Genomic DNA, 22,218 nt, shown 5'->3' with positions numbered 1-22,218 from the left:
TATATGAACCTATATGAAGCAATCTATCAGAGAAGATCGGTCAGAAGCTATAATATGGAACCTTTGGAGGAAAAAACTCTAGCGCATATTGAGAATTTCATGAAATCTTTAAGGGCCTATCGAGACAACATTGAATATGAACTTAAGATTGTGGACAATTTAAAAGAAGATGGTGGGCTAGGTGGAGCTTTTCAAGTAAAGGCACCGTATTATCTAATTTTAACCTCAGAATTTAAACAAGATTATTTAATCAATGCTGGATTTATTATGCAGCAAATGGTTTTGTACCTTACTGCTATGAACATTGGCACTTGTTATCAAGGGGCGATAAAGCCGAAGTCAAAATTAAAATCAAAGTTGAAATATGATTTTGTAATTGCGATTGCTTTTGGAAAATCTCCAAAAGATATTTATCGTGTACCAGAAAAGGCAAGTCGACTTAGTGAAGAACGCCTTACGGTTTATAAAGAAGAAGTAGATGATCTTATGAAGACATTAATAAGTGCCGGAATATATTCACCTTCTGCTTTTAATAGTCAACCATGGAGATTTGTAGTTTACAAAAATCGTATTCACGTATTTTGTAAAAAAGCTCGAATTTTTAGTGCTGTGCTAAATGATATAAAGCTTCTGGATATTGGTGTAATGTTAGCCAATGTATCACAAGCAGCAGAAGAACTTTGGTTGAGTGACAGTTTTATATTGGTAGATAGTTTTAAAGAGAAAAACTTCCGTAATAATGAGTATATTACTACAGTTGTTTTAAAGGAAAAGATATTTTAAGTAAAATTAATACGATAGATTAGAAAAGGCTGATTTAAAATGCTTATTTAAGTATTTTAAATCAGTCTTTTTTTGTATTGCAATGAAAATAAACCACCAGCTAAGCCGGTGGTCCTGATTATTTGCTACTAAGGTACAAGGGAGGTTTTAGTACATTAAGCCAAAGTGTGTTAATTAAAAACTTAGTAATTAAAAACTTAGTAATTATAAACGTAGTAATAAACATAGTAATAATAAATCATTTACATAGTAACAATAACTATATTATAATGATATACAAACCAATAAATGAAGATATCAACACTAAAAGATATTGACATAACAACCTTGTTGGTGTAATATGGTAGAAAAGCTTTTCGGATTATTGGATTGCGTCCATTACAGTTTAAAACAAATAGTTTAAGATGCATCGTAAAACTTTTATATATTTAATACGTAATTGTGAAAAGGAGAGTTATCATGGAATTAAAACCACTAGTTATTGGTAATTTAAAAGCTAAATTTCCTATTATTCAAGGAGGTATGGGTGTCGGTGTTAGTCTAAGTCGACTTGCAGGTAATGTAGCAAAAGAAGGCGGTATTGGCATAATATCAACGGCTCAGATTGGTTTTGATGAAGAAGACTTTTATACGGATCCAGTGAATGCGAATCTTCGAGCAATCGATAAGCATATAAAGAAAGCAAAAGAAATCTCTGGGAATGGGATTATTGGTGTTAATATCATGGTTGCTTGTCAAAATTATAAAGAGTATGTTATTGGATCAGCTAAAAGTGGTGCAGACGTTATTATTTCAGGCGCAGGACTCCCTATTTCTTTGCCAGAGTATGTAAAAGGTTATGAGACAAAGATAGCACCAATCGTTTCTAGCGAAAAAGCTGCCAATGTTATTTTAAAAATGTGGGATAGAAAATATCATAGAACCGCTGATTTCTTGGTAATTGAAGGACCAAAAGCTGGTGGACATTTAGGATTTTCTTTGGATGAGCTGAATGGAATCGATACACTTAATTATGATGAAGAGATTAAGAAGATTATCGAATGTAAAAAGACATATGAAGAAAAATATCAAGTAGATATACCAGTGATTGTTGCCGGTGGCGTTTTTGATCATAATGATATCGTTCATTGTCTATCTCTTGGTGCGGATGGCGTTCAAGTTGCTTCTCGTTTTGTTGTAACAGAAGAATGTGATGCAGCACAAGCTTATAAAGATGAATATTTGAAAGCAAATAAAGAAGATATTGAGATTGTTGTTAGCCCAGTAGGAATGCCTGGAAGAGCGATACACAATCAATTTTTAGAAAAATTGAAAAATGAGCGTGAAAAGATTGATCGATGCTTACGTTGTATTATTAGCTGTAATCCATCCAATACACCATACTGTATTACGAAAGCGTTAATTAATGCAGTGAAAGGAAATGTTGATAATGCCTTATTATTCTGTGGAGCAGAGGTATATCGATTAAAAGAGATGACTACTGTTAAGAAGTTGATGCAAGAATTGGTTATGGGATAAGAAGTATATTGTTTTTTAGGTAAACTGCCAAGTGAAAATCGTTGAGATAGTCTTGGCAGTTTATTTTATTGTTTGGTAATTTACTAAGTTTGGAATTTTAAATATTTTTTTGTATTAAATTAAAATTTTTTTATATTTTGTGTTGACAAAACGTTTTTTATAATATATAATCTATCTTGCGTTTGAGAGAACGAAAGAAAATAAAAAAACATGCACGAGTGGCTCAGTGGTGGAGTATCGCCTTGCCAAGGCGAGGGTCGCGGGTTCGAATCCCGTCTCGTGCTTCTTACATACCTCAAAAACATCAGTAAATATGATGTTTTTGAGGTTTTTTCGTTTCGTTTGATGAGTATCCTTGAGTACGTGCTGGTATCCATAAGGATTATTAATATTTTACAAGTAAAGGAGGTATCAAAGTAAAATGATTGATGCGTATGTATTAAGCCTATTGAGAGAATAGGCTTAATAAAAATCTGTTCTCTCTTTCAATTAGAAATGTAAAATGAAAGTGAGAATTAATAATGAAAATAAAAAATGAATATATTAAAATAATAAATTCATTATCCTTACCAATACTAATGAATTACCTGGTTACAAGTATATTTGAGATTCTTGACAAAGCAATTATCGGCCATTATTCAACGAACGGTTTTGCAGTAATTGGAATAGCTTCATCGGTTATTTTTGCAATAACAGGTTCGTTAGGAATATTTTCAGTTGCTTATAATATTGTGGCAGCAGATATGGCAGGAAGACAAGATGAAGAAATGTTTGAAAAAACCTATAATAAAAGCGGCTATACAGTTGTCATTAATTGTAGTTTCATTTATCAGTATTATTTGTATTATGTTCCCTGAAAGAATAATGGGATTCATAGTTTCTGATTACCGAACAATAGATATATCAAAAGGGTTTATTATTTATTTAGTAATTGCGCAAATAATGAATATATTTTATCAGATTTATAAGAGTTATTTACAAGGTACTGATAATGAAAGGTTTGTTTTTAAAACTTCAATTGTAGTTTCCCTGCTATCTCTGATTTGGATTTATTTATTTTTAGTAATTGCAGGAATTGGTGGAATGTACATTGGGCTAGCATTAAAGTATATCACTTTATGGCTAATATATTTTGTAAAAACAAGAAAGTATATGCTAGAGGGTTAAAAAATCAATTTCAGTAGCCAGTATGCTAGTATGTGCAGATAAATAACAGAAGTCGCAAAGCCACTGTTTATCAGTGGTTATGAGTACGGGGACTTGTTCGAATCTCGTCTCGTGCTTAATGAAAGAAATCGCTAATCCTTATAAATTGAGGGTTAGCGATTTTTTTGTTACTTGAAAATCATGTTTGCATATGTGCAACATCCTTTTTAGTACGGAGATTAGCCTTGTTCATATTGGCATATTTGAAAAAAACAGATATGATAACCGTTAACTTGAAGAAATTAACGAGTAACCGTTAACATGTCTGTAAGCCAAGATGCACATCTACTTTGAGTATTAACTCACTTTCGCAAAGTTGACTTCCTTTATTAGGAAATGTATAATTAGATAAATTATCATCTACTATAATATAATGTAAAGCAACTCACCAAAGAAACAATATGCTTAGTATTTATATTTCACTTAATTTTACATAAATTTTGTTATGATATTATGGTTTAAGAAATCTACTATTTGAATTTGCCGGGCAGTTTTAAAATGTGGATTATTAATACTTTATTATATGACATACTGTGGTCAAGTTATATATGTTATGATGAAAGCAATTATTTATGAAAGAAAAAGGTGCATACATAATGAGTGAAAAAAACGAGTTGCAAAAAGTCAGCGAAGAGACCATGCGCTTCATGCGTGGTAAGTATGTTCTCGATGAGGTGCCGGGCAAGTATTATGACATTGATTGCTTGAAGTTTCGTCAGGGAAAGAAAACTATTCTTACACGTAAAATTACCGCCGACGAAGTTACGTGGGCGATATTGCCTTATGTGAAAGGGCAATACGGGAATTAAACGGAATTTGCAAACCTTCAATTTATAAGTATTTTCTTATGGGAGGATTTGTTCGTTTCACATCCCATGCTTACGGAATCCCTTGAACTTCAAGGGATTTTTTCATGCGCTTATGTGTGAATAACTTCTTCTTGAGCTGTTATGTATACATTTTTTACTTATTTAAAATATTAAAAGGAAACAAACTATTTAAAGAAGAGTGGGGGATATTATGTAGCTGTTAAGATAAGCAAAATGAGCATAATATGGAATCTACAACATCCAAGTTTGATGCAAAAATTATAATACTCAAATAAAGTGGGGGAGGCTTGCCAAACATAATGGAAAATCAATTAGAATTAATTGCAAAATCTTATGACAAAGGAATTGAATGCGGTAAGAAAGGAATTAATTTATACAATGATCTACCCGAATATATTACAAATAATCCAAACTTTCAAAAATGGAAACAGGAATGTACGAATGGGGATAGTGGTAGTACAGAAATTATAGAATATTTATTGCCCGACACGAATATGAGATTTATTGATCTTGGTTGTTGTCTAAACCTGATGTTTCGTGGATATGATAAATGGCCTTCAATATATCATGGGGTTGATATTAGCAACAAAACAATTCAGTTACTGAATAAGTTTGCTACAGAAAAGAAATTATCGATTGGATCTTTATTTTGTGGGAGCATACATGAAACACCTTTTGAAGATAACTATTTTGATATCGGAGCGTGTATTGGAGTATTGGAGTATTTTGAACAGGATTTTGTTGAACAATCAATTATTGAAATGCAACGAATTTTAAAACCCAAAGGAAAAATTGTTCTTGATATACCTAACATTAGTGATGAAACATGCCAACTTATGATGTTAATTGAGGAGCATTTAGGAAGACCTGATAGATTTAATATGCAGCCTCCAGAATTTGAAGATATGCTAAAAAAATATTTTGTTATAGAAAAAGCGGATACTGGCCCTATGATTCAATATTTCTTGAAATGTAAAAAATAATGGAATAAATAGATAATGAATCTTATAAAGATGATGCGAATGGTGAGTCGATTTTAATTAGTATTTATCTATGTTTAAAAAAGAATGAGTTATATTACAAATAGTCATGGGAAGGCATATGAGTCAATGGTGGTCCCTAAATTGGAGGTTAAATGTTAGATATACAAATTAGATTAGAAGAAGTAAAGGATTATCAAGAAGTTGAGTTAGTTGCGCGTGCAGCCTTTTATCGTGATGAGAGAATTGAAGATATTGGAGTTGGATGTACAGAGCATTTCATGATACATAAATTAAGAGAAAAAGATGGTATTCGTGAACTTAACTTTGTAGCGACTTTAAATGAAAAAATTGTCGGTCATGTTATTTATAGTAACTCATATATTATGAGCGATAATGGGAAGCGGATTGAGACATTGAATGTAGGTCCGTTAAGTGTTTTACCTGATTTTCAAAATCAAGGTGTTGGAAGTAAATTAATGCAATTTTCCATTGAAAGAGCAACAGAATTGGGATATGGCGCTATTGTGTTTTTTGGACATCCTACTTATTATCCACGCTTTGGATTTGTTGAAGCGAAAGAGTTTGAAATTACAACTGCTTGGGGTGCAAATTATCCAGCTTTTATGGCAATGGAGTTGAAGGAAGGATATCTCAAGAATAGTCACGGTAAATATTTTGAAGCTGAAATCTATGATGAAGGTATTACAAAGTTACCTGCAAAAGAATATGATAAACGATTTAACATTTAAAAAAGGGGCAAGGAAGCTGTGATTATCTACACGAAAAAAGACTGTGGTGGTGACGGTGATTATGGTTATTGTTATACTAAATGTGAAAGCATGAGATATAGCCATCCTTATGGACATAATTCATAGTGAGGATTATTATAAGAAAATTCACCGATAATAAAGTGGAGATTGACTGGAGAAAATGAAATGGATGAAACATTAAGTTGGAATACATATTTTGAATCTACAAAGACAAACCCACCAAGTGACACTGCAATAAATGCTTTAAAACAATTTGGAACTAATAAAAGTAAAGTAATTGATTTAGGATGTGGTGCAGGAACGGATTCATTATACTTTCTTGAGCAGGGTTGGCATGTATTAGCGATAGATTCACAACCAGATTTTATTATCAGAGTTAGAGAAACAATGCCTAATGAACTGCGAGATATATTTGAGATAAAAGAAATGTCGTTTGAAGAGTTGCAATTGCCGTATTTAGTTGATTGCATTATTGCAAATTATAGTTTACCATTTTGTAATCCGAAGAATTTTAATAAAATGTGGGAAGAGATTGTTGGTAATATTAATAAAGAAGGCATTTTTTCGGGAGTATTTTTTGGAGATAAGGATGAATGGGCAAATAATTTCAGCAAAGAAAGAACATTTCATTCAAGAGAGCAAGTAATGAACTTGTTTGAAGATTTTTATATAATCGACTTTTGGGAAGAGGATTATGATGGTAGATGTTGTGGTAGGGATGGAGAAGCAGTGCCAAAGCATTGGCACATTTTTAAAGTAGTTGCAAGAAAAAAGTAATATTTATTTAGATGGAGGTAGGAGTTATAATTATTATTACCGGTGTGTGATTTGAAAATATTGGATAAATTAGTACAGGAGAAATAAATATGACAACGATATATTTTATTAGGCATGCTGAGCCTGATTATACAAACCATAATGACAGAGAGCGACCTTTAACACAAAAGGGAAAAGAAGATAGTAAATTAGTGACACAGTATTTATGTGATAAAAATATAGATATTGTTCTATCAAGTCCATATGTGAGAGCTGTAGATACAGTAAAAGATTTCGCAGAATCATTTGGGTATCCAATTCTTACAGTGGAAGACTTTCGAGAAAGGAAAGTAGATAGCATTTGGATCGAAGATTTTTATAAATTCAGCAAGATGCAATGGGATGATTTTGAATATAAACTTTCAGATGGTGAGAGTTTACGGGAGGTCCAAGATCGTAATATTAATGCGTTAATGGAGGTCTTGAAAGAATATACCGGTAAAAATATTGTTATCGGCAGTCATGGTACGGCACTAAGTACAATTATTAACTATTTTGAACCAACGTACAGCTTTGATGATTTTCAAAGAATACGGAATATAATGCCGTGGATTGTGAAGATGTCTTTTCAAGGAGATACATTAATACATATAGAGAAAATTGATGTGTTTAATTTAAAGAATAACGAAAATAGTGAGAGCTAGATTTGTTTATGAAAAGCTTTATAAAGATATAGTTAAAATACGTATGATATAAGAATAAGGTGTAAATACAATGGAATCAATTTTTGAAACGAAAGATAAAAACGACTTAGTCACAGCAATATCTGGGCATATTGCGAAAAAGAGTGCATATGGTGATAAAATTGACATTTTAAATGAAGTTGAAAAAGTCTTTTATTTTGTTAGTACATTCGAAGAGGAAGTTAATAGTGGAGGCTTTGGTTCATTTTTTGGAAATTCTTATGGAGATTTTACAAAAGAAACATTAGAAGCCTTAATTACAATAGATGCTAAAAAGACGGCAAAGCTATTTCATAAAGCAATTGGAAAATTTAAACATGGGATTGTACCATTAGACTATGAAGAACGACAAGAGATAGTGTATAAGTTAGAAGATAAAGAGGCGTGGGAAAAATTAGATGATAAATTTTATAGTATAAAATATGCGGAAGAACTTTTGGATACACAATATAAATTTTTAATGGAACATAAAGAGAAGTTTTCGGTGTAATTCGCTGATGAAATCTGGAATTAGAATAGAAAGTTATTTGAGGATTATTAAATACTGTGTATGACTTTATAGAATTAATAAAGATAATCTAATGTAAAAAGTTGATAAGGGATTATAACACTTATCCCTTTTTAAATATGTGCAAAATGACGAATTTTATCGAAAATTGTTTATATACTTGTTAAAATTGCTATATATTTATATAATGAAAATATTAGTTAAATTAGTGTCGATTTGTAAGGCAACCATAGTTTTAAGAAAATCACATTATGATAACAAGTTATTTTAACCATTGGTTAATGGAGGATTGTATATGGCAATTAAAATTTTTTCTGATAATAAGCAGAGTAAAACGAAAAAAATAGCTGAGGAATTATTACAAAAGAACATAAGAAAGGTAACTATGGGTGAAGCTGATTTTATTTCTTATGAAGAAGGGATGGATGAAGAGACTGTTCAATTATTAAACGAGATGATTTTGTCAATAAAAGCAAAGACATCTCCAATGATAGCAGCTTTAAATAATTCCTTAGAAATGTCAACGAGCAATTCTATCGTAAGTGATATGCTTAAAACAGTGGAAAATCAAGTGTTTTCAATACATGAGATGGAGCGTTCATCAACGGAGCTTGAGAATTCAATATCAAATATTGCTGATATTGTAAATACACTAACAGAACATGTAAATCAAGTGACCATTACTACATCAAATAGTATTTCAACGATGCTTGATAGTATTAAGGATGTGCAACACTCTACTGAGGAAGTAAAAAACTTTAATGAAATGATACAAAGCTTTAAAGGAAAGACAAGCAAGATTAATGAAATTATAGATTTAGTAATGAAGGTAGCGAATCAAAGTAGCTTACTTGCTTTAAATGCATCCATTGAAGCAGCTCGAGCTGGTACGGCTGGTCGTGGGTTTGCTATCGTTGCAGATCAAGTAAAGGAACTTGCAGGAAGTACAAAAGTTTCTGCGGAGGATATCTCAAGATATGTAAAGGAATTGCAACAAGATATTGATGGATTAGTACATACGGTTGAAGAAACAACCACAAATCTAGAGACTAGTAATAAAGCAATCAATCATGTGGCTACAGATATCAAAGCAATCAATGAAAATACAGAGACAATTAATCTTCAGATTAAAGATATTTATGCTTACGTTCAAGAGCAAACAGCAACGCTTAATTTCTTTATGGAATCCATTCATACATTAACGGATTCCTGTAATCAGACACAGGAGAATTGTAATAACACAGGAACCTTTATATATAACGTCTTACGTGAATGTGATTTGGTTCGTGGAAAGCTCTTTAAGAATATTAGCAATTTGACCATGAAGGAAAAGTTACGCGTATTTGCAGTGGACCATATGATTTTTTCGTGGGGGATAGTAAATTATATTGATGGCTATCAGAATGTGGATCTCAACAAAATTTCACAATTTGATAAATGTCGATTTGGACTCTTTGCTTATTCAGAGGGGAATGAAGAGATAAGGAAACAGGAAGTATTTAAACAAGCAGTGGAATATCATAAAAAGCTTCATGATTATGCAATTGATGCGGCTAAGGCAGCTCATAATAATAAAAAAGCAGAAGCAGAACAGTTATTTGCAGAACATAAAGTGTATTTATCAAAGTTTATTGATGCATTGGGGCGTGTAGACGCGTAAGAAGTTAGTTAATAAAAGGATTATATTTAGCATTTTATAGAGTGGATACCTTGAATACGACAGGGTGTCCGCTTTTTTTTGCTAGTTATGCTATGTAAATTAAAAGGCATAGAAAGTAGACTTTGCTGGCATAATTTGACATTGGAAAATTAAAGCAGTATAATTGATGAAATCTTAATTTAAATAAGAAAATCTAGAGAGGATAATATAGATGAAAGATAAAAAAGATAAAAATCATAGCAGAACAACAGAAAAGATATAAATGCGATTGGAATAGTTGCAGATATAACAACAACATCAAAGGTACATAAAGTATTTATTTAGTATCTTTATACAAGGAGGAAAAATGAAAAAAAATACTTTACGAAATAAAAAAAGATTAACAAGGTATATATTATGTTTTAGTATTCTAATTACGGCCTGTTCAAAATCAAATATTCTTGATATAAGACTTAGTGAAGAGAAGCAAATGCGAACGGATTATTGTTCAAGAAGTTTTAGTAGCTACACAAAAGAAACCAAGAATGGATCTTATGTAGTAGAATCAAGTATTGCTAGTAAAGAAGAGGCAATGTCATTAATAGAAACGATTGAAAGCGATCTAAATAAAATACAAACAGCTTTACCATCACTTAATACACAGAATACTAAATTTTTCATTGTTGATGCGGATATTAGTGACGGCGAACTCCTTAAAAACGCATATTGTAAAGATGATGTAATCGTGTCAAATATTAGTTGCATAAAAGACGGTTCTTATTTGAAATCACTTATTCAAGGTGTTTTAGGCTGTAAAGAAGAATGGATAGCATATGGCATTAAAAGTTTAGTGTATGAAGATGAAATAGATAATACTGCATTAAAGCAATACTATTCAATTGAAGAAAATTTAGAAACATTGCACTTAAGTGATATACGATTCATAGCAGCTTTATGTTCAGAAGAAGATATTGCAATAGCGAAAGATACTTCTGCTTCCATTATAAAATATATAAATGAAATTGAGCCTTTAGAATTAACACTGAAAAAAATGATTTCTGGAGAAGTGGATACTGAAATATATAAAAACAAGTGGCTTTCCTATTTAGAGGTCCCTCATGAATATTCATGGAAGTACGAGGGATTACTGAACTCATATCAAATTACCCCATCTAGTAAATCCCTTATAATAGCGGAAAATGATTATCTAAATTTTCAAATAACATACTCCACAGATCGTGAATATTTATTAAGAAATGCTGGAAATGTAGAAATGTTTCTAATAAGAGCAAATGAACAGTTAGCAAATATTCGAACTCAAATAAAATTAAATACCAATAATAGTAGTAATAATTTTGAGGAACAAAAATTAATAGTATATGTAAATGAAATGATGGATGCTGCATCACACGCAAGTATTGATGGAAGTGAGTTATATTTATCTAATACGGAAGATGCATACGGTTCGAAGCTATTAGAACATGCAGTTTTATATTATCTTAATGCAACATTAACGGAGGAGAATACCTGGTATCTGAGCGGCATTAGTAATTATATTGAGAGTTTAGTTACTCAAGAAGATGATTATAATCTTGGTACTAAGAAACAATATTATTACAATGCATTTACTTATATATTAAAACAGATAAAGGAAAATACATTTGTTGAGGAGTTTGATGGTCAAGAAGAATATTACCAGGAGGTATATAGAATATATACTGAAAATGGAGGATCCTTGGTTAGCTTGGAAGAGTTTAGCTATGAGAAGTTTGATGATGCAATGGGAAAGGCGGATCAGTTAAACGACATGACATCAGTAAATGGAGCAACATCTCTAGTAAGGTACATAGTTTCAAAATATACCCTTGCGAACGCTTTCGTTGTAGCATCGGATTATTCTCAATTTGATAACGTATTTAAAGCTAATTTAGAAACAGTAAAAAAAGAATGGGTCTCATTCCATTAAGGTTTTAGGTGTAGATAGATTTAAGCTTAAATTTATCATCAAATTAATACTACTAAAATAACTGCTAAATATATGTACATCCACAAAATAATTGACAGGTATTGATAGAAAATATTATATTTAAAAGGCGCTTCCTTAGAGAAGCGCTTATTTTTTATAATTGGTGAGTACTTTATAAAAAAATAAAATTATTTGTAACCATTTCAAGATTCACTTGTCTAATAGATGAAAGGGGAAAGGAGGGTAGAAGGTGAAGGAGTTTAAGGAAGTCTATGACTTACATGAATATCAGGTATACCGCTATCTTTTAAAATTATGTCGCAACGAGCATCTAGCAGAGGAATTGACACAGGAGACATTTTATCGGGCTTATTTGAATATTAAGAACTTTCAGGGAAAATGCAGTTTATATACTTGGCTTTGTCAGATTGCACGAAATATACTGATTAATTATCAGTCCAATAAAAGTAATCAATCACAGGAATTATATCTTGATGACTATATTAGTGTTGAGAGTATTGAGGAATCCTTGATAGAAAAAGATCAGGCATTACAAGTACATAAAGCATTACATCAACTTAAGGAACCGTATAAGGAAGTGTTTACACTTAAAGTTTTTGGAGAACTTAGGTATCGGGAAATTGCTGAAATCTTTGGGAAAACAGAAAGTTGGGCAAAACTCACCTACTACCGAGCCAAGGAACAAATCCTAAAGGAAATGGAGGAAAAATAGTGAAGATATCGTGTAAAGTAATGGAGGATATATTACCTCTATATGTTGAAGATTGCTGTAGTGAGGATACAAAAAAACTGATTGAAGAACATCTTTTGGAGTGTGAAGACTGCAAGGAGGGATTAAAAAAATTAAGTAAACCTCTATTTTTATCACAAGAATCTAGCATGAATGAAAAGACTTATACAAAACATGCAAAAAAAGCATTTGGAAAAATTCGAAGAAGATTGGTTCGTTTAATTCTTATTATACTAATAATTTTGATTCCGATTTCTTGGCTAGGAATTAATGAAATAAAGGGTGAAGGGGTTAGTTATTCTAGTTTAATACCTGTACTAAGAGGTAATGCACTACTTCGAGCACTTAAGAATGGTAACTATGAGAAAGCATTTTCTTATCTTAATCTTGAGGCTTGGTATGGTTTTGAAATAGAGGTCTCGGAGAGTGAAGAGGATTCACGTTATACACAGATAAAGATAGGAGATGATATTTATTATATTAATGATGAAGTGTATAACAATGCGTATCGATCTTATCTAGCGGATGAAGATGAAGCTGCATTTTGGAAATTAATATATCAAACATCAAATTATATGATTCCTGCTTCTAAGGTGGACTTATATCTAAATGGAAATAAAGACTTTGATCGGAATGATTTAATGGAATTTAATATAGATGATAAGATATATTATATTGATGGAAAAACTTATAATTATGATACTAAAAATGCGGAATATGCTTGGTTTTCGATCATGACAGAGGAACAGTATAATCAGTTAATTGAGTTAAGAAAAGAAGCTGAAAAGGAAAGTAAAAGAATTATAAATCATTTGATTGATATGGGATATGATGGATATGTTGCTGAGTATAAACAACAATGGATTGAAAACTTTGAACAATTGAAAGAAGAAGGGATTACTATTGTGGGGTATCAAATCAAAGGAGTTTATCACATGGAAAATAGATATCAATTGGATTTCCAGCTAAAATTGAATGTGGATGGGGAGATAAACTATGATTATGGAGTTACATTTATGGCTCAAAACAATGGATTTTATCCAAGTGGGGGAAGTGTTTCAGGTAAATCTATGGAAAATGATAGAATACCAATTATAAGTGCATTTGGACATTCAATCAATATGGATTAAAATAACTTGGAATTAATCTTAGACATATATTAAGATATTTATTTTAATAGAATACAGGAAAAATTATAAAGGGTGAAAGGAAGATTCTGATAATTATTCATTTCTAAAATATGTAATACTACATTGAAGTACAAGAAAATCTAGCTTATAATGGATATTGATATAAAAGTACACACCGGAGGAATTCAATATGATTATCAGAAGACATTACCGCGGTTGCCTAAAAGAAAGCTTTGTTAAAAAGGCAGAAACCGAGTTACTGCTAAATGCAGACCGAGAAGTTGTTAAAAATGCGATTGAATCAAATCGTTGTTTAACCGTTGCGCTTTATAGGTATAAAGATATGTTGTTTTTATACTATGAGGCACTCGATAATGAACTTACACCTTCTGAATTATTTCCGTCATTGTCAAAGGCGCTTGAACTATGGCCGACAAAGGATGGAAAAGCAGAGTGGGCTTACATGTACCATATTTATTATCATTCGATTCCAGAAAGTATAGAGGAATGGGAGCGTACTAAGAAAAAGGTAAGAAGAGGTAGAATTGCTTATCTACTTCCAGAAAAGTTGTTTTCATATACATATTATCATAAGGCCATTGTGGATGAGGGGCTTTTGGACGGTGATCAGTATCAATCCATAGCACTTCATGAAAATATTCTCTTTTCTTATTTTGAAGAGCCTAAAATAATAACTCATATCAAAAAAGATAGGCAGGAAGAGTCTAAAGTTATAGATGAATGGCTAGCTGTAGATCCTGAAAGTCATTTTGATCATACGCTTTCAGGAGAGAACAACTTTTTATTTATTGATGAAATATTTTCAATGGGAAGAGAGGATTTAATAGATGGGACAAGTTTATAATATATTGGATTTCGGTGCAATTGCAGATGGTGTTACAAATAATGCGAAATCGATACAAAAAGCGATTGATGAAGCTACGGTAAATGGAGGGCAAGTTGTAGTTCCAGCAGGCCATTTTCTTAGTGGAACTTTAATTTTAAAAAGCAATGTAGACCTCCACTTAATGCCAGGTGCAGTTTTAATTAGTAGTTTAAAAAAAGAAGATATTTTGGATTTTGCGAAACTCTTTGAAGATGACAATCGTACAACAGGATGGGATGGAGGATGTTTTATCTTTGCGTGCCATGAAGAGAATGTTACCATTTCAGGAGAAGGAACGATTTATGGTCAGGGGGATAAGGTGTTCTTTGATGACAATGCGGATCATGGGGCCCATGAATGCCCTTTAAATGTAACGGCATTTCGACCTAGAACAACATTTTTAGAAGATATCACGAATCTTACAGTAAAAGATATAACAATCAAGGATGCAGCCTTTTGGACCTTACATATGGCAGGTTGCCGTCATGTTTTAGTAAAGGATATTAAAATATTAAATGATATCCGTGGGGCAAACAACGACGGAATTGATCCGGATTGCTGCCAAGATGTTATCATAACTGGATGTCTAGTTAAAACCGGAGATGATGCAATTGTTGTAAAAGCGACCAAACCAATGGCAAAGAAGTACGGTGCATGTGAAAATGTAGTAATCAACAATTGTATTCTTTATTCAAGAGATTCCGGTTTAAAAATTGGTACGGAAACTCATGGAGATATAAGAAATATTATGCTGAGTGATTGTGTAATTAAGGATTGCTCTAGAGGTGTTGGTATTTGGGTAAGAGATGGAGCTACGATTGAAGACATCCATATTCATCATGTTACAGGAAGCGTTCTAAAATATGCAGATGGTGTACGTAAAGAAGGCCCAACCATGTGGTGGGGTAATGGAGAACCGATTTTCATAAATGCAACTTACCGAAATGAAGCAAAAAACTATCCTGGTAAAATAAGAAATATTACCTTTGACCATATTTATATGAAGGCAGAATCGAGTGTGTTTATAGCAGGTGAGGCAGATGCTAGAATTGAAAATATCACGATTTCTGACCTAGAGGTTACAATGTGTAGTCAAGGCACCCAAGAATCTGGATATTTTGATGAACAACCTTCCATAAGGCATGTATATCCTCATAGCATACCAGCTGTTTATGCTAGATGTGTAGATGGAGTTCGCGTAAGTGGAAGAGTTCGTTATGAAGATCCATATCATATCTCTAAAAATAAATTGTATGAATCAGAGGATTGCAAAGGAGAAGAGATTAATCTTATTGAAAGATAATAAGATGGCCAAAGATTTTTGTATTTAGATACGGAGTCAAATCTTTCTATTTTTTCATTTTTTCTTGTATTCAATCATAGGTTGTGATATGTTCATAGTAAAGGAAAAGGAGTGATCATATGAAAATAACAATGTATGGTGCACCAATCTGCGGTGATTGCGTTGCAGCAAAAGAACAGCTAATGAAATGTGAAGGTATAGAGCTTAACTATCGTAATATTACGGAATCAACTACAATTTTAAAGGAATTTTTAGCTTATCGTGATCATGAAAGTATGTTTAAGCCTGTTATTCAAGATGGTAAGATAGGTATTCCATTTTTTATTTTAGAAGATGGTACGAAAACATTTGATTATTCTAAGTTTGTTGATGTAAATCAAGTGCAAGAAAAGAAACCTGCGAATGCTTGTTCTATCGATGGAAAAGGTGTTTGCTAAGGATAATTGAATAAAAATGAAGTAAGCAGCCCTACAATTAAAATACAATTTAGTGTTTTAGTTGTAGGGTATTTATATAATATATATAAGAAGGTTCTTAAATGATTATAAGCGTTTTTAAGTATATCTAAGCAAATTTTTGACACCCTAGTCATCAATATAGTAAATTTAATATAATTTCGTTTGGAAATATAAAAAATGTATTGTATAATAATTTGATGAATATCTATGGTTAAATTTGTTAGTAAAGAGGAGATACAATGAATATAGCAGTAATTGGATGCGGACGCTGGGGATCTTTAATCGCCTGGTATTTAGATAAAGCAAATCACAACGTTTCTTTATATGGTAGAGAAAATTCAAAGCATATGCAACGTTTTTTATCAGAACGTAAAAATGATTTATTAGAATTACCAGAATCAATACGACTTACGACAGAGCTTACTTGTGTTAATGATGCAGAGGCAATTATTATTTCAATCAATGCTCAAGGTTTACAAGCTTTAATGGATGAATTAAAGTCATTCGAGCTTAAAAATAAAATAGTCGTTTTGTGTATGAAAGGTATTGAAATAGCAACAGGTAGAAGATTATCTCAGATTGCAAAAGAAAATATGGATGAATCAAATTCCGTTGCTGTTTGGTTAGGACCTGGACATGTTCAGGAATTTTATCAAGGAATTCCAAACTGTATGGTAATCGATAGTGAAAATGAAGATGTGAAAGAATTATTAGTAAATGAATTTTCCAGTGAATTGATTCGTTTTTACTATGGTCAAGATTTAATTGGGAATGAAATCGGTGCAGCAGCTAAGAATGTTATTGGTATTGCGGCTGGTATGTTAGACGGCTTGAATCTTACAACCCTAAAAGGCGCGCTTATGTCAAGAGGGACAAGAGAAGTTGCAAGGCTGATTAAAGCAATGGGAGGAAATGAACTCTCTGCATATGGACTTTGTCATCTTGGTGATTATGAAGCTACTGTATTTTCAGCATTTAGCCATAATAGAAAATTTGGTGAGATGTATGTAAAAGGTGAAACCTATAAGGATTTAGCAGAAGGATATTATACTGTAAAAGCCCTTATGAATTTAAGTGAAAAATATAAAGTGGAATTACCAATCTCTGCAGCAGTGTATGATGTACTTTATCATAATAAGGATGCAAAGACAGTTTTAAGCACTTTATTTAGCCGTAGCTTAAAGAATGAATTTTAACAATTAGGTAGTTTTAGTTCAATAATTTTGTAAGGGTTTATTTAATAGTAACAGTACTAGTACTAGTAATAAGTAATAGTGATTTAAAATAATCTCAATTCAAATTTCTAATTGACAAATGTTTGAAAGTTGATACAATTAATTTAGTAAGACAATGGATAATAAAATAATAAAAAAGGATGTGTTTTGCTCGTTTTCATCTTACAGTTATTGAAGTTGTAAGATGATTTACGGAAAGAGGGATAAATCATAATTTAATAGTATAAAATGGACTGTTTATAACAGTTTTGTTTTTTGTACTTAAAATTAGATTTATTACTCTGCAAGATAGATATGAATGTAGCCGCAGAGAAATCTGTGGCTTTTTTTGTATCTTCGAGCATCAAAATTTATTATTATCTATTGTCTTATATTTTTTGAGTTGAAAATTTTTATCTATTTAAAACTTTGAAGATTTTGATTTGTTTCTAACTTTGAAGAAAGTAAAAAAATTTTTGATTTATTTAAAACTTTGAAGAAAGTAAAAAAGTTTTTGATTTATTTATTACTGTGAAGAAAGAGAAAAAGTTGTAATTAGTTTGTAACCTTGATGAAAGAGAAAGGAATTAAAATGATGGTATATAAAGAAGTGAAAGAAAAAAGTGTAAAAAGAGAAATCGTAAGTAGTATATTAGATCATTTACCAGATTGGTTTGGTATTGAGGAATCAAAAAGAGAATATGTTGAGGAAAGCATGGAGATGCTATTGTGGGCTGCATATGAAAATGAAATAGCAGTAGGATTTATTGTTTTAAAACAGCACAATCAGTATTCTGCTGAGATTTATGTTATGGGAGTAGAAGTAGAGTATCATAGAAAAGGCATCGGAAAATTATTATTCAAGCAATGTTGTGAGTGGTGTAAAAATAATTCAATTGAATATTTACAAGTAAAAACCCTGGATGAATCTAGACCTGACATTAATTATGCAAAGACTAGGAATTTTTATAAGGCATTAGGTTTTCGACCAGTGGAGTGTTTTAAGACTTTATGGGACGAATATAATCCATGCTTGCAAATGATTATGAAAATTTCATAATATAGTGTTTGAAAAGTTTAAGTAATTAACAGTTAACTTATATGGATAGAAAATGGCTTATTTAAGCCATTTTTTATTACTTAAAAAACTTAACATGAGTTTTGTTAAGTGAAAACTTTGTATAAAGTGCACAAAAATAAATATATTAATGAGAATAAATTTGATAAATATGTTGACAATATACAATGCCAGTGATATATTGGAAATATAATACAGGAAAAAAAGAAATAAAATGATTTGATCCGAGTGTCAAAACCGCAATTACATTCTAACACCCGAATCAATAGAGCTTATTAGTAAAGAAGCGCAAATAATATAAATTAATATCACATGCAATCGTATTTACATAAATCTTTTAAAGACTAAAATCTTTCACTTTTTAATAGGATTCGATTATCATCTTCTGCTTCGTAATCTAGCAGAAGCATATTTTGGAGAACTTCAGCAGCAATTGCAGCTTTTGTTTTATTTCGAACATAAAGAGTTTTAATATCTTGTGGTAACAACCCGGTATTACCAAGACTAGAGATGATTACTAAATCATCCTTAGGAAAACGACGTTCTATCTGCATCCCAAGTATATCCCCAATGACAATACCCTTACCATTTTGATGTTCTGCTAAAAATTGATCTAAATTAGAATTCGGAGTATTTATAAAGACATCTGGTGGGCGGAACCATTCTAATACCTGACGCCTTAGTGGTTGGTTATAAACATCTTCCATAACAAGAAAAGGAAATTCAGTATCAAGCATTAATTTCGAAGATTCTATGATTTCGGAATAATCAGGATAGATTTTACAAAACAAAGGATTGTTGATTTCACTATCTAGAAATAATATTGGAACATAGTAATCCTTCGTAAATTGTTCAATAGCTCGAACGTCGGCATCAATGATAAACAGTGCATCTGGTCGATGCTTCGTAATTACATTAACATCCTTTGTAAGTTCTTTAGTGGCCATAAGAATAGATTCAAAACCGATAAGATGCATTTGGTCACTGAGTTCGGCTGCTAAATCATAAAATAACATTTTTTTACCGGCTGTATTAGAATCTTTTAAATTAATAATGATACCAATTAGATTACTCTGTCGCTTCATGCAAGAATTACAACTTTTGCTTGGGGTATAATGCAACTTCGTTGCAGCCTCCATAACTTTTAAACGGGTATCATGGCTTATTTTTTCTTTTTGGGAATGGTTTAAAACGTAAGATACCGTAGCAACAGAGACTCCACATTCTTTCGCTATATCACGCATTGTGGTTTTATGTTTTGCCATCTTATCACTTCCTTTATTTGTTAGAATATAACAATTTTAGCATAGCAAAGAGTACATAGCAAACGAAATTAACCTGTAGAGCAGGGAGGCTTAAGGAGTATGAGAAAAAAATACGAAGCTGTTTTTCTTTCCATCTTAATTTGGGGCAGTGGTCAATTTTTAATTGGAAAGCAGAGAGTGAAAGGCTTTTTGCTTTTCATGACACAAGTTTTAATGTTAGGTATCGAATTGGGAACGGGATATTGGTTCAACTATTTTGCAGGGCAGATTAAAAATTTTGAATTACGTCTTTATGGTGGTTTCTTTACAAAAGGGATTTGGGGTTTGCTAACAATGGGAACGGTTGAGGGGGTACGAGGGGATCATTCTACCATTTTATTAATCAATGGAATTATTGCACTTATGGCTTTATTGGTATTTGTAGCAGTTTATTTTTTTAATATTTATGATGCCATAAATCTTGTAAAGTCAGAAAAACTTTTACGCGAGGGAAGGATTTTAAAAAGCTTAAAAAGTGCTAGTAAGCGGAAAGCATTTCCTTATATCGTATTGACTCCTTCAGCGATCATCATTGCTTTGATTGTATTAATGCCTATAATTTTTTCGGTTTTAACATCCTTTACGAATTATGATACAAATCATCTACCACCGGCACATTTGGTTGACTGGGTTGGTTTGACTAATTTTATTAAATTAATTAGTGTACCGATTTGGACCAAAACATTTCTAAGAGTTTTAATTTGGACGATACTTTGGGCTTTATTGGCAACGTTTTCAACATATTTTATGGGCTTATTTCAAGCGCTTATTTTAAATAGTAACTATGTAAAATATAAGGCTTTCTTTCGAACCATATACATATTACCATGGGCAATTCCAGGTATGATATCATTACTTGTTTTTAAGAATTTATTAAATGGACAATTTGGGCCCATTAATCAACTTTTAATGGATTTCGGGATAATTAAAGAACGTATTCCTTTTTTGACAGATCCTATTATAGCGAAGATTACGGTTATATGCGTTAATCTTTGGTTAGGGTTCCCGACGTTTATGGTAATGTTACTTGGCGTACTTTCAAATCAGGATGAAAGTTTATATGAAGCAGCTTCCATTGATGGTGCTAGCAAATATCAAGTGTTTGCGCATGTAAAACTTCCATTATTGATGCGTGCAACTGCTCCTTTAATCGTTATGAATCTAGCAGGTAATTTTAATAATTTTGGTGCTATTTACTTCCTTACTAGTGGTGGACCAACCAATCCAAAGTTACAGTTTGCAGGTGATACAGATATCTTAATTTCATGGATTTACAAACTGACATTGGATCAAAGATTGTACAGTATGGCAGCAGTAATGAATATTTTAATTTTTATATTTATTGCAGCCGTTTCTATATGGAATTTTAGAAGAACCAATGCTTTTAAGGAGATGTAGGAAGCAAAAAAATGTTTTAAGTAAAAAACGTTTTTCAAGTAATCTTTTATGCTGTTACATAAGGTTAGCGACGTTAATAGAGGGGCATAGCTGCCAGAATAGAGGAGGTTGATGTTATGAAAAGAGAAAGTGGGATAGGTATAAAAAAGAAGATTGTATGGTTGTTGATACATCTAGAATTAATCGTTGTTGCTTTATTCGTTATTATTCCAATATTTTGGATTATTATATCTTCTTTTAATAAGGGGAATGGATTGGCCTCGGCAACTTTGATTCCGAAAGAATTAACCATAGATAACTATCGTCGCTTATTTGCCGAGACAAATTACGTAAAATGGTTTATGAATTCATTTGTAATAGCAAGCTTAAATGCCATAGTTAGTGTAATGCTTATCATGATCACCGCGTGGACAATGTCAAGATTTCGATTTAAAGGTAGAAAAACTGGGTTAATGTCTATATTGTTATTGTCGATGTTTCCAACTTTTTTATCTATGACTGCAATTTATACATTGTTCTGGAATTTTGGATTACTTGATAAACCATATGCGCTTGTTATTATCTATGCAGCAGGAGCAATTCCATACAATGTGTGGCTTGTGAAAGGATATCTCGATGGTATTCCACAGGACATTGATGAGGCGGCTTATATTGATGGTAGTACCTATTTTAAAACATTTACAAAAATCGTACTTCCACTTTCAAAACCAATTATCACGTATTGTGCGGTATCACAGTTTATGATGCCATGGATGGATTATATTTTACCGAATATGCTTTTATCCAGTGACGAGAATCGTACGCTTGCAGTTGGGCTTTTTAGTATGATTTCTGGTAAGGAAAACTCAAATTTTACAATGTTTGCAGGTGGTGCAGTATTAATAGCAGTTCCAATCACTATTTTATTTATGTTTTTTCAAAAATACTTAGTCCAAGGTATAGCGGCGGGGGCGAACAAAGGATAAAGGGAAAAGTAAGATTGATAGCTTAAAAG

Annotated in this window: 22 protein-coding genes and 1 tRNA gene; 22 read left to right on the top strand and 1 reads right to left on the bottom strand. The window is 31.8% G+C overall.

Features of this window, described 5'->3' with window-relative positions; all coding sequences use genetic code 11:
• Positions 1-3 precede the first annotated feature (3 nt).
• From BN4220_RS06300 to BN4220_RS06205, 20 genes are all read left to right on the top strand, one after another.
• The gene (locus tag BN4220_RS06300) at positions 4-783 is read left to right on the top strand and encodes a nitroreductase family protein (RefSeq protein ID WP_066714816.1); all 780 of its coding nucleotides are present in this window, start codon (positions 4-6) and stop codon (positions 781-783) included.
• Positions 784-1,242: 459 nt separating this feature from the next.
• On the top strand, positions 1,243-2,301 hold the full coding sequence (locus tag BN4220_RS06295) for an NAD(P)H-dependent flavin oxidoreductase (RefSeq protein ID WP_066714814.1): 1,059 nt from the start codon (positions 1,243-1,245) through the stop codon (positions 2,299-2,301).
• Between the two features lie 212 nt (positions 2,302-2,513).
• Positions 2,514-2,585 (top strand) — tRNA-Gly (locus BN4220_RS06290).
• Positions 2,586-2,822: 237 nt separating this feature from the next.
• A complete protein-coding gene (locus BN4220_RS06285) occupies positions 2,823-3,158 on the top strand; it encodes an MATE family efflux transporter (protein WP_066714813.1) in 336 nt (111 codons plus the stop codon).
• On the top strand, positions 3,061-3,468 hold the full coding sequence (locus tag BN4220_RS06280) for an MATE family efflux transporter (protein WP_082812159.1): 408 nt from the start codon (positions 3,061-3,063) through the stop codon (positions 3,466-3,468). Before BN4220_RS06285 ends, BN4220_RS06280 begins: the two co-directional genes overlap by 98 nt.
• Positions 3,469-4,079: 611 nt before the next feature.
• Positions 4,080-4,316: a hypothetical protein gene (locus BN4220_RS06275; RefSeq protein WP_066714811.1), complete on the top strand. Its 237-nt coding sequence runs from the start codon at positions 4,080-4,082 to the stop codon at positions 4,314-4,316.
• A gap of 320 nt (positions 4,317-4,636) precedes the next feature.
• Positions 4,637-5,320 carry a class I SAM-dependent methyltransferase gene (locus tag BN4220_RS06270; protein WP_066714809.1) on the top strand — a complete coding sequence of 228 codons (684 nt, stop codon included), beginning with the start codon at positions 4,637-4,639 and terminating at the stop codon, positions 5,318-5,320.
• 152 nt (positions 5,321-5,472) lie between these two features.
• On the top strand, positions 5,473-6,069 hold the full coding sequence (locus BN4220_RS06265) for a GNAT family N-acetyltransferase (RefSeq protein ID WP_066714808.1): 597 nt from the start codon (positions 5,473-5,475) through the stop codon (positions 6,067-6,069).
• A 186-nt stretch (positions 6,070-6,255) separates the two neighbouring features.
• Positions 6,256-6,867: a class I SAM-dependent methyltransferase gene (locus BN4220_RS06260; protein WP_066714806.1), complete on the top strand. Its 612-nt coding sequence runs from the start codon at positions 6,256-6,258 to the stop codon at positions 6,865-6,867.
• 89 nt (positions 6,868-6,956) lie between these two features.
• Complete coding sequence (locus BN4220_RS06255; protein ID WP_066714804.1) at positions 6,957-7,550, top strand: histidine phosphatase family protein; 594 nt, start codon at positions 6,957-6,959, stop codon at positions 7,548-7,550.
• Between the two features lie 70 nt (positions 7,551-7,620).
• Positions 7,621-8,079 carry a DMP19 family protein gene (locus BN4220_RS06250; protein ID WP_066714803.1) on the top strand — a complete coding sequence of 153 codons (459 nt, stop codon included), beginning with the start codon at positions 7,621-7,623 and terminating at the stop codon, positions 8,077-8,079.
• A gap of 313 nt (positions 8,080-8,392) precedes the next feature.
• A complete protein-coding gene (locus BN4220_RS06245) occupies positions 8,393-9,757 on the top strand; it encodes a methyl-accepting chemotaxis protein (RefSeq protein WP_066714802.1) in 1,365 nt (454 codons plus the stop codon).
• A gap of 346 nt (positions 9,758-10,103) precedes the next feature.
• Positions 10,104-11,702, top strand: coding sequence for a hypothetical protein (locus BN4220_RS06240; RefSeq protein ID WP_066714801.1), 1,599 nt, complete (start codon positions 10,104-10,106; stop codon positions 11,700-11,702).
• Between the two features lie 250 nt (positions 11,703-11,952).
• A complete protein-coding gene (locus BN4220_RS06235; RefSeq protein ID WP_066714796.1) occupies positions 11,953-12,435 on the top strand; it encodes an RNA polymerase sigma factor in 483 nt (160 codons plus the stop codon).
• Complete coding sequence (locus tag BN4220_RS06230; protein ID WP_066714795.1) at positions 12,435-13,583, top strand: zf-HC2 domain-containing protein; 1,149 nt, start codon at positions 12,435-12,437, stop codon at positions 13,581-13,583. The genes BN4220_RS06235 and BN4220_RS06230 overlap by 1 nt, the downstream gene beginning before the upstream one ends.
• 190 nt (positions 13,584-13,773) lie before the next feature.
• Positions 13,774-14,448, top strand: a complete 675-nt coding sequence (locus tag BN4220_RS06225) for a hypothetical protein (RefSeq protein WP_066714793.1) — start codon at positions 13,774-13,776, stop codon at positions 14,446-14,448.
• A complete protein-coding gene (locus BN4220_RS06220) occupies positions 14,432-15,772 on the top strand; it encodes a glycoside hydrolase family 28 protein (protein WP_066714791.1) in 1,341 nt (446 codons plus the stop codon). Before BN4220_RS06225 ends, BN4220_RS06220 begins: the two co-directional genes overlap by 17 nt.
• A gap of 119 nt (positions 15,773-15,891) precedes the next feature.
• Positions 15,892-16,209 (top strand): glutaredoxin, encoded by a 318-nt coding sequence (locus BN4220_RS06215; RefSeq protein WP_066714789.1) that lies wholly within the window; start codon positions 15,892-15,894, stop codon positions 16,207-16,209.
• A 260-nt stretch (positions 16,210-16,469) separates the two neighbouring features.
• Entirely contained in the window at positions 16,470-17,426 is a 957-nt protein-coding gene (locus BN4220_RS06210) for an NAD(P)H-dependent glycerol-3-phosphate dehydrogenase (protein WP_066714787.1), read from the top strand.
• A gap of 610 nt (positions 17,427-18,036) precedes the next feature.
• Positions 18,037-18,504, top strand: coding sequence for a GNAT family N-acetyltransferase (locus tag BN4220_RS06205; protein ID WP_066714785.1), 468 nt, complete (start codon positions 18,037-18,039; stop codon positions 18,502-18,504).
• 362 nt (positions 18,505-18,866) lie between these two features.
• Here BN4220_RS06205 and BN4220_RS06200 read toward each other — a convergent pair whose 3' ends face one another.
• A complete protein-coding gene (locus BN4220_RS06200; RefSeq protein ID WP_066714783.1) occupies positions 18,867-19,787 on the bottom strand; it encodes a LacI family DNA-binding transcriptional regulator in 921 nt (306 codons plus the stop codon).
• Between the two features lie 99 nt (positions 19,788-19,886).
• On the opposite strand from BN4220_RS06200, the gene BN4220_RS06195 reads away from it, so the two are divergent.
• Both BN4220_RS06195 and BN4220_RS06190 read left to right on the top strand, forming a co-directional pair.
• Positions 19,887-21,224, top strand: coding sequence for a carbohydrate ABC transporter permease (locus tag BN4220_RS06195; protein WP_066714781.1), 1,338 nt, complete (start codon positions 19,887-19,889; stop codon positions 21,222-21,224).
• A 116-nt stretch (positions 21,225-21,340) separates the two neighbouring features.
• Complete coding sequence (locus tag BN4220_RS06190) at positions 21,341-22,189, top strand: sugar ABC transporter permease (RefSeq protein WP_242867747.1); 849 nt, start codon at positions 21,341-21,343, stop codon at positions 22,187-22,189.
• Positions 22,190-22,218: the final 29 nt, after the last annotated feature.

Source organism: Clostridium sp. Marseille-P299 (assembly GCF_900078195.1).
In the GTDB taxonomy this organism is placed as follows: domain Bacteria; phylum Bacillota; class Clostridia; order Lachnospirales; family Lachnospiraceae; genus Lachnoclostridium.
This window is presented reverse-complemented; position numbering and strand designations above follow the sequence as displayed.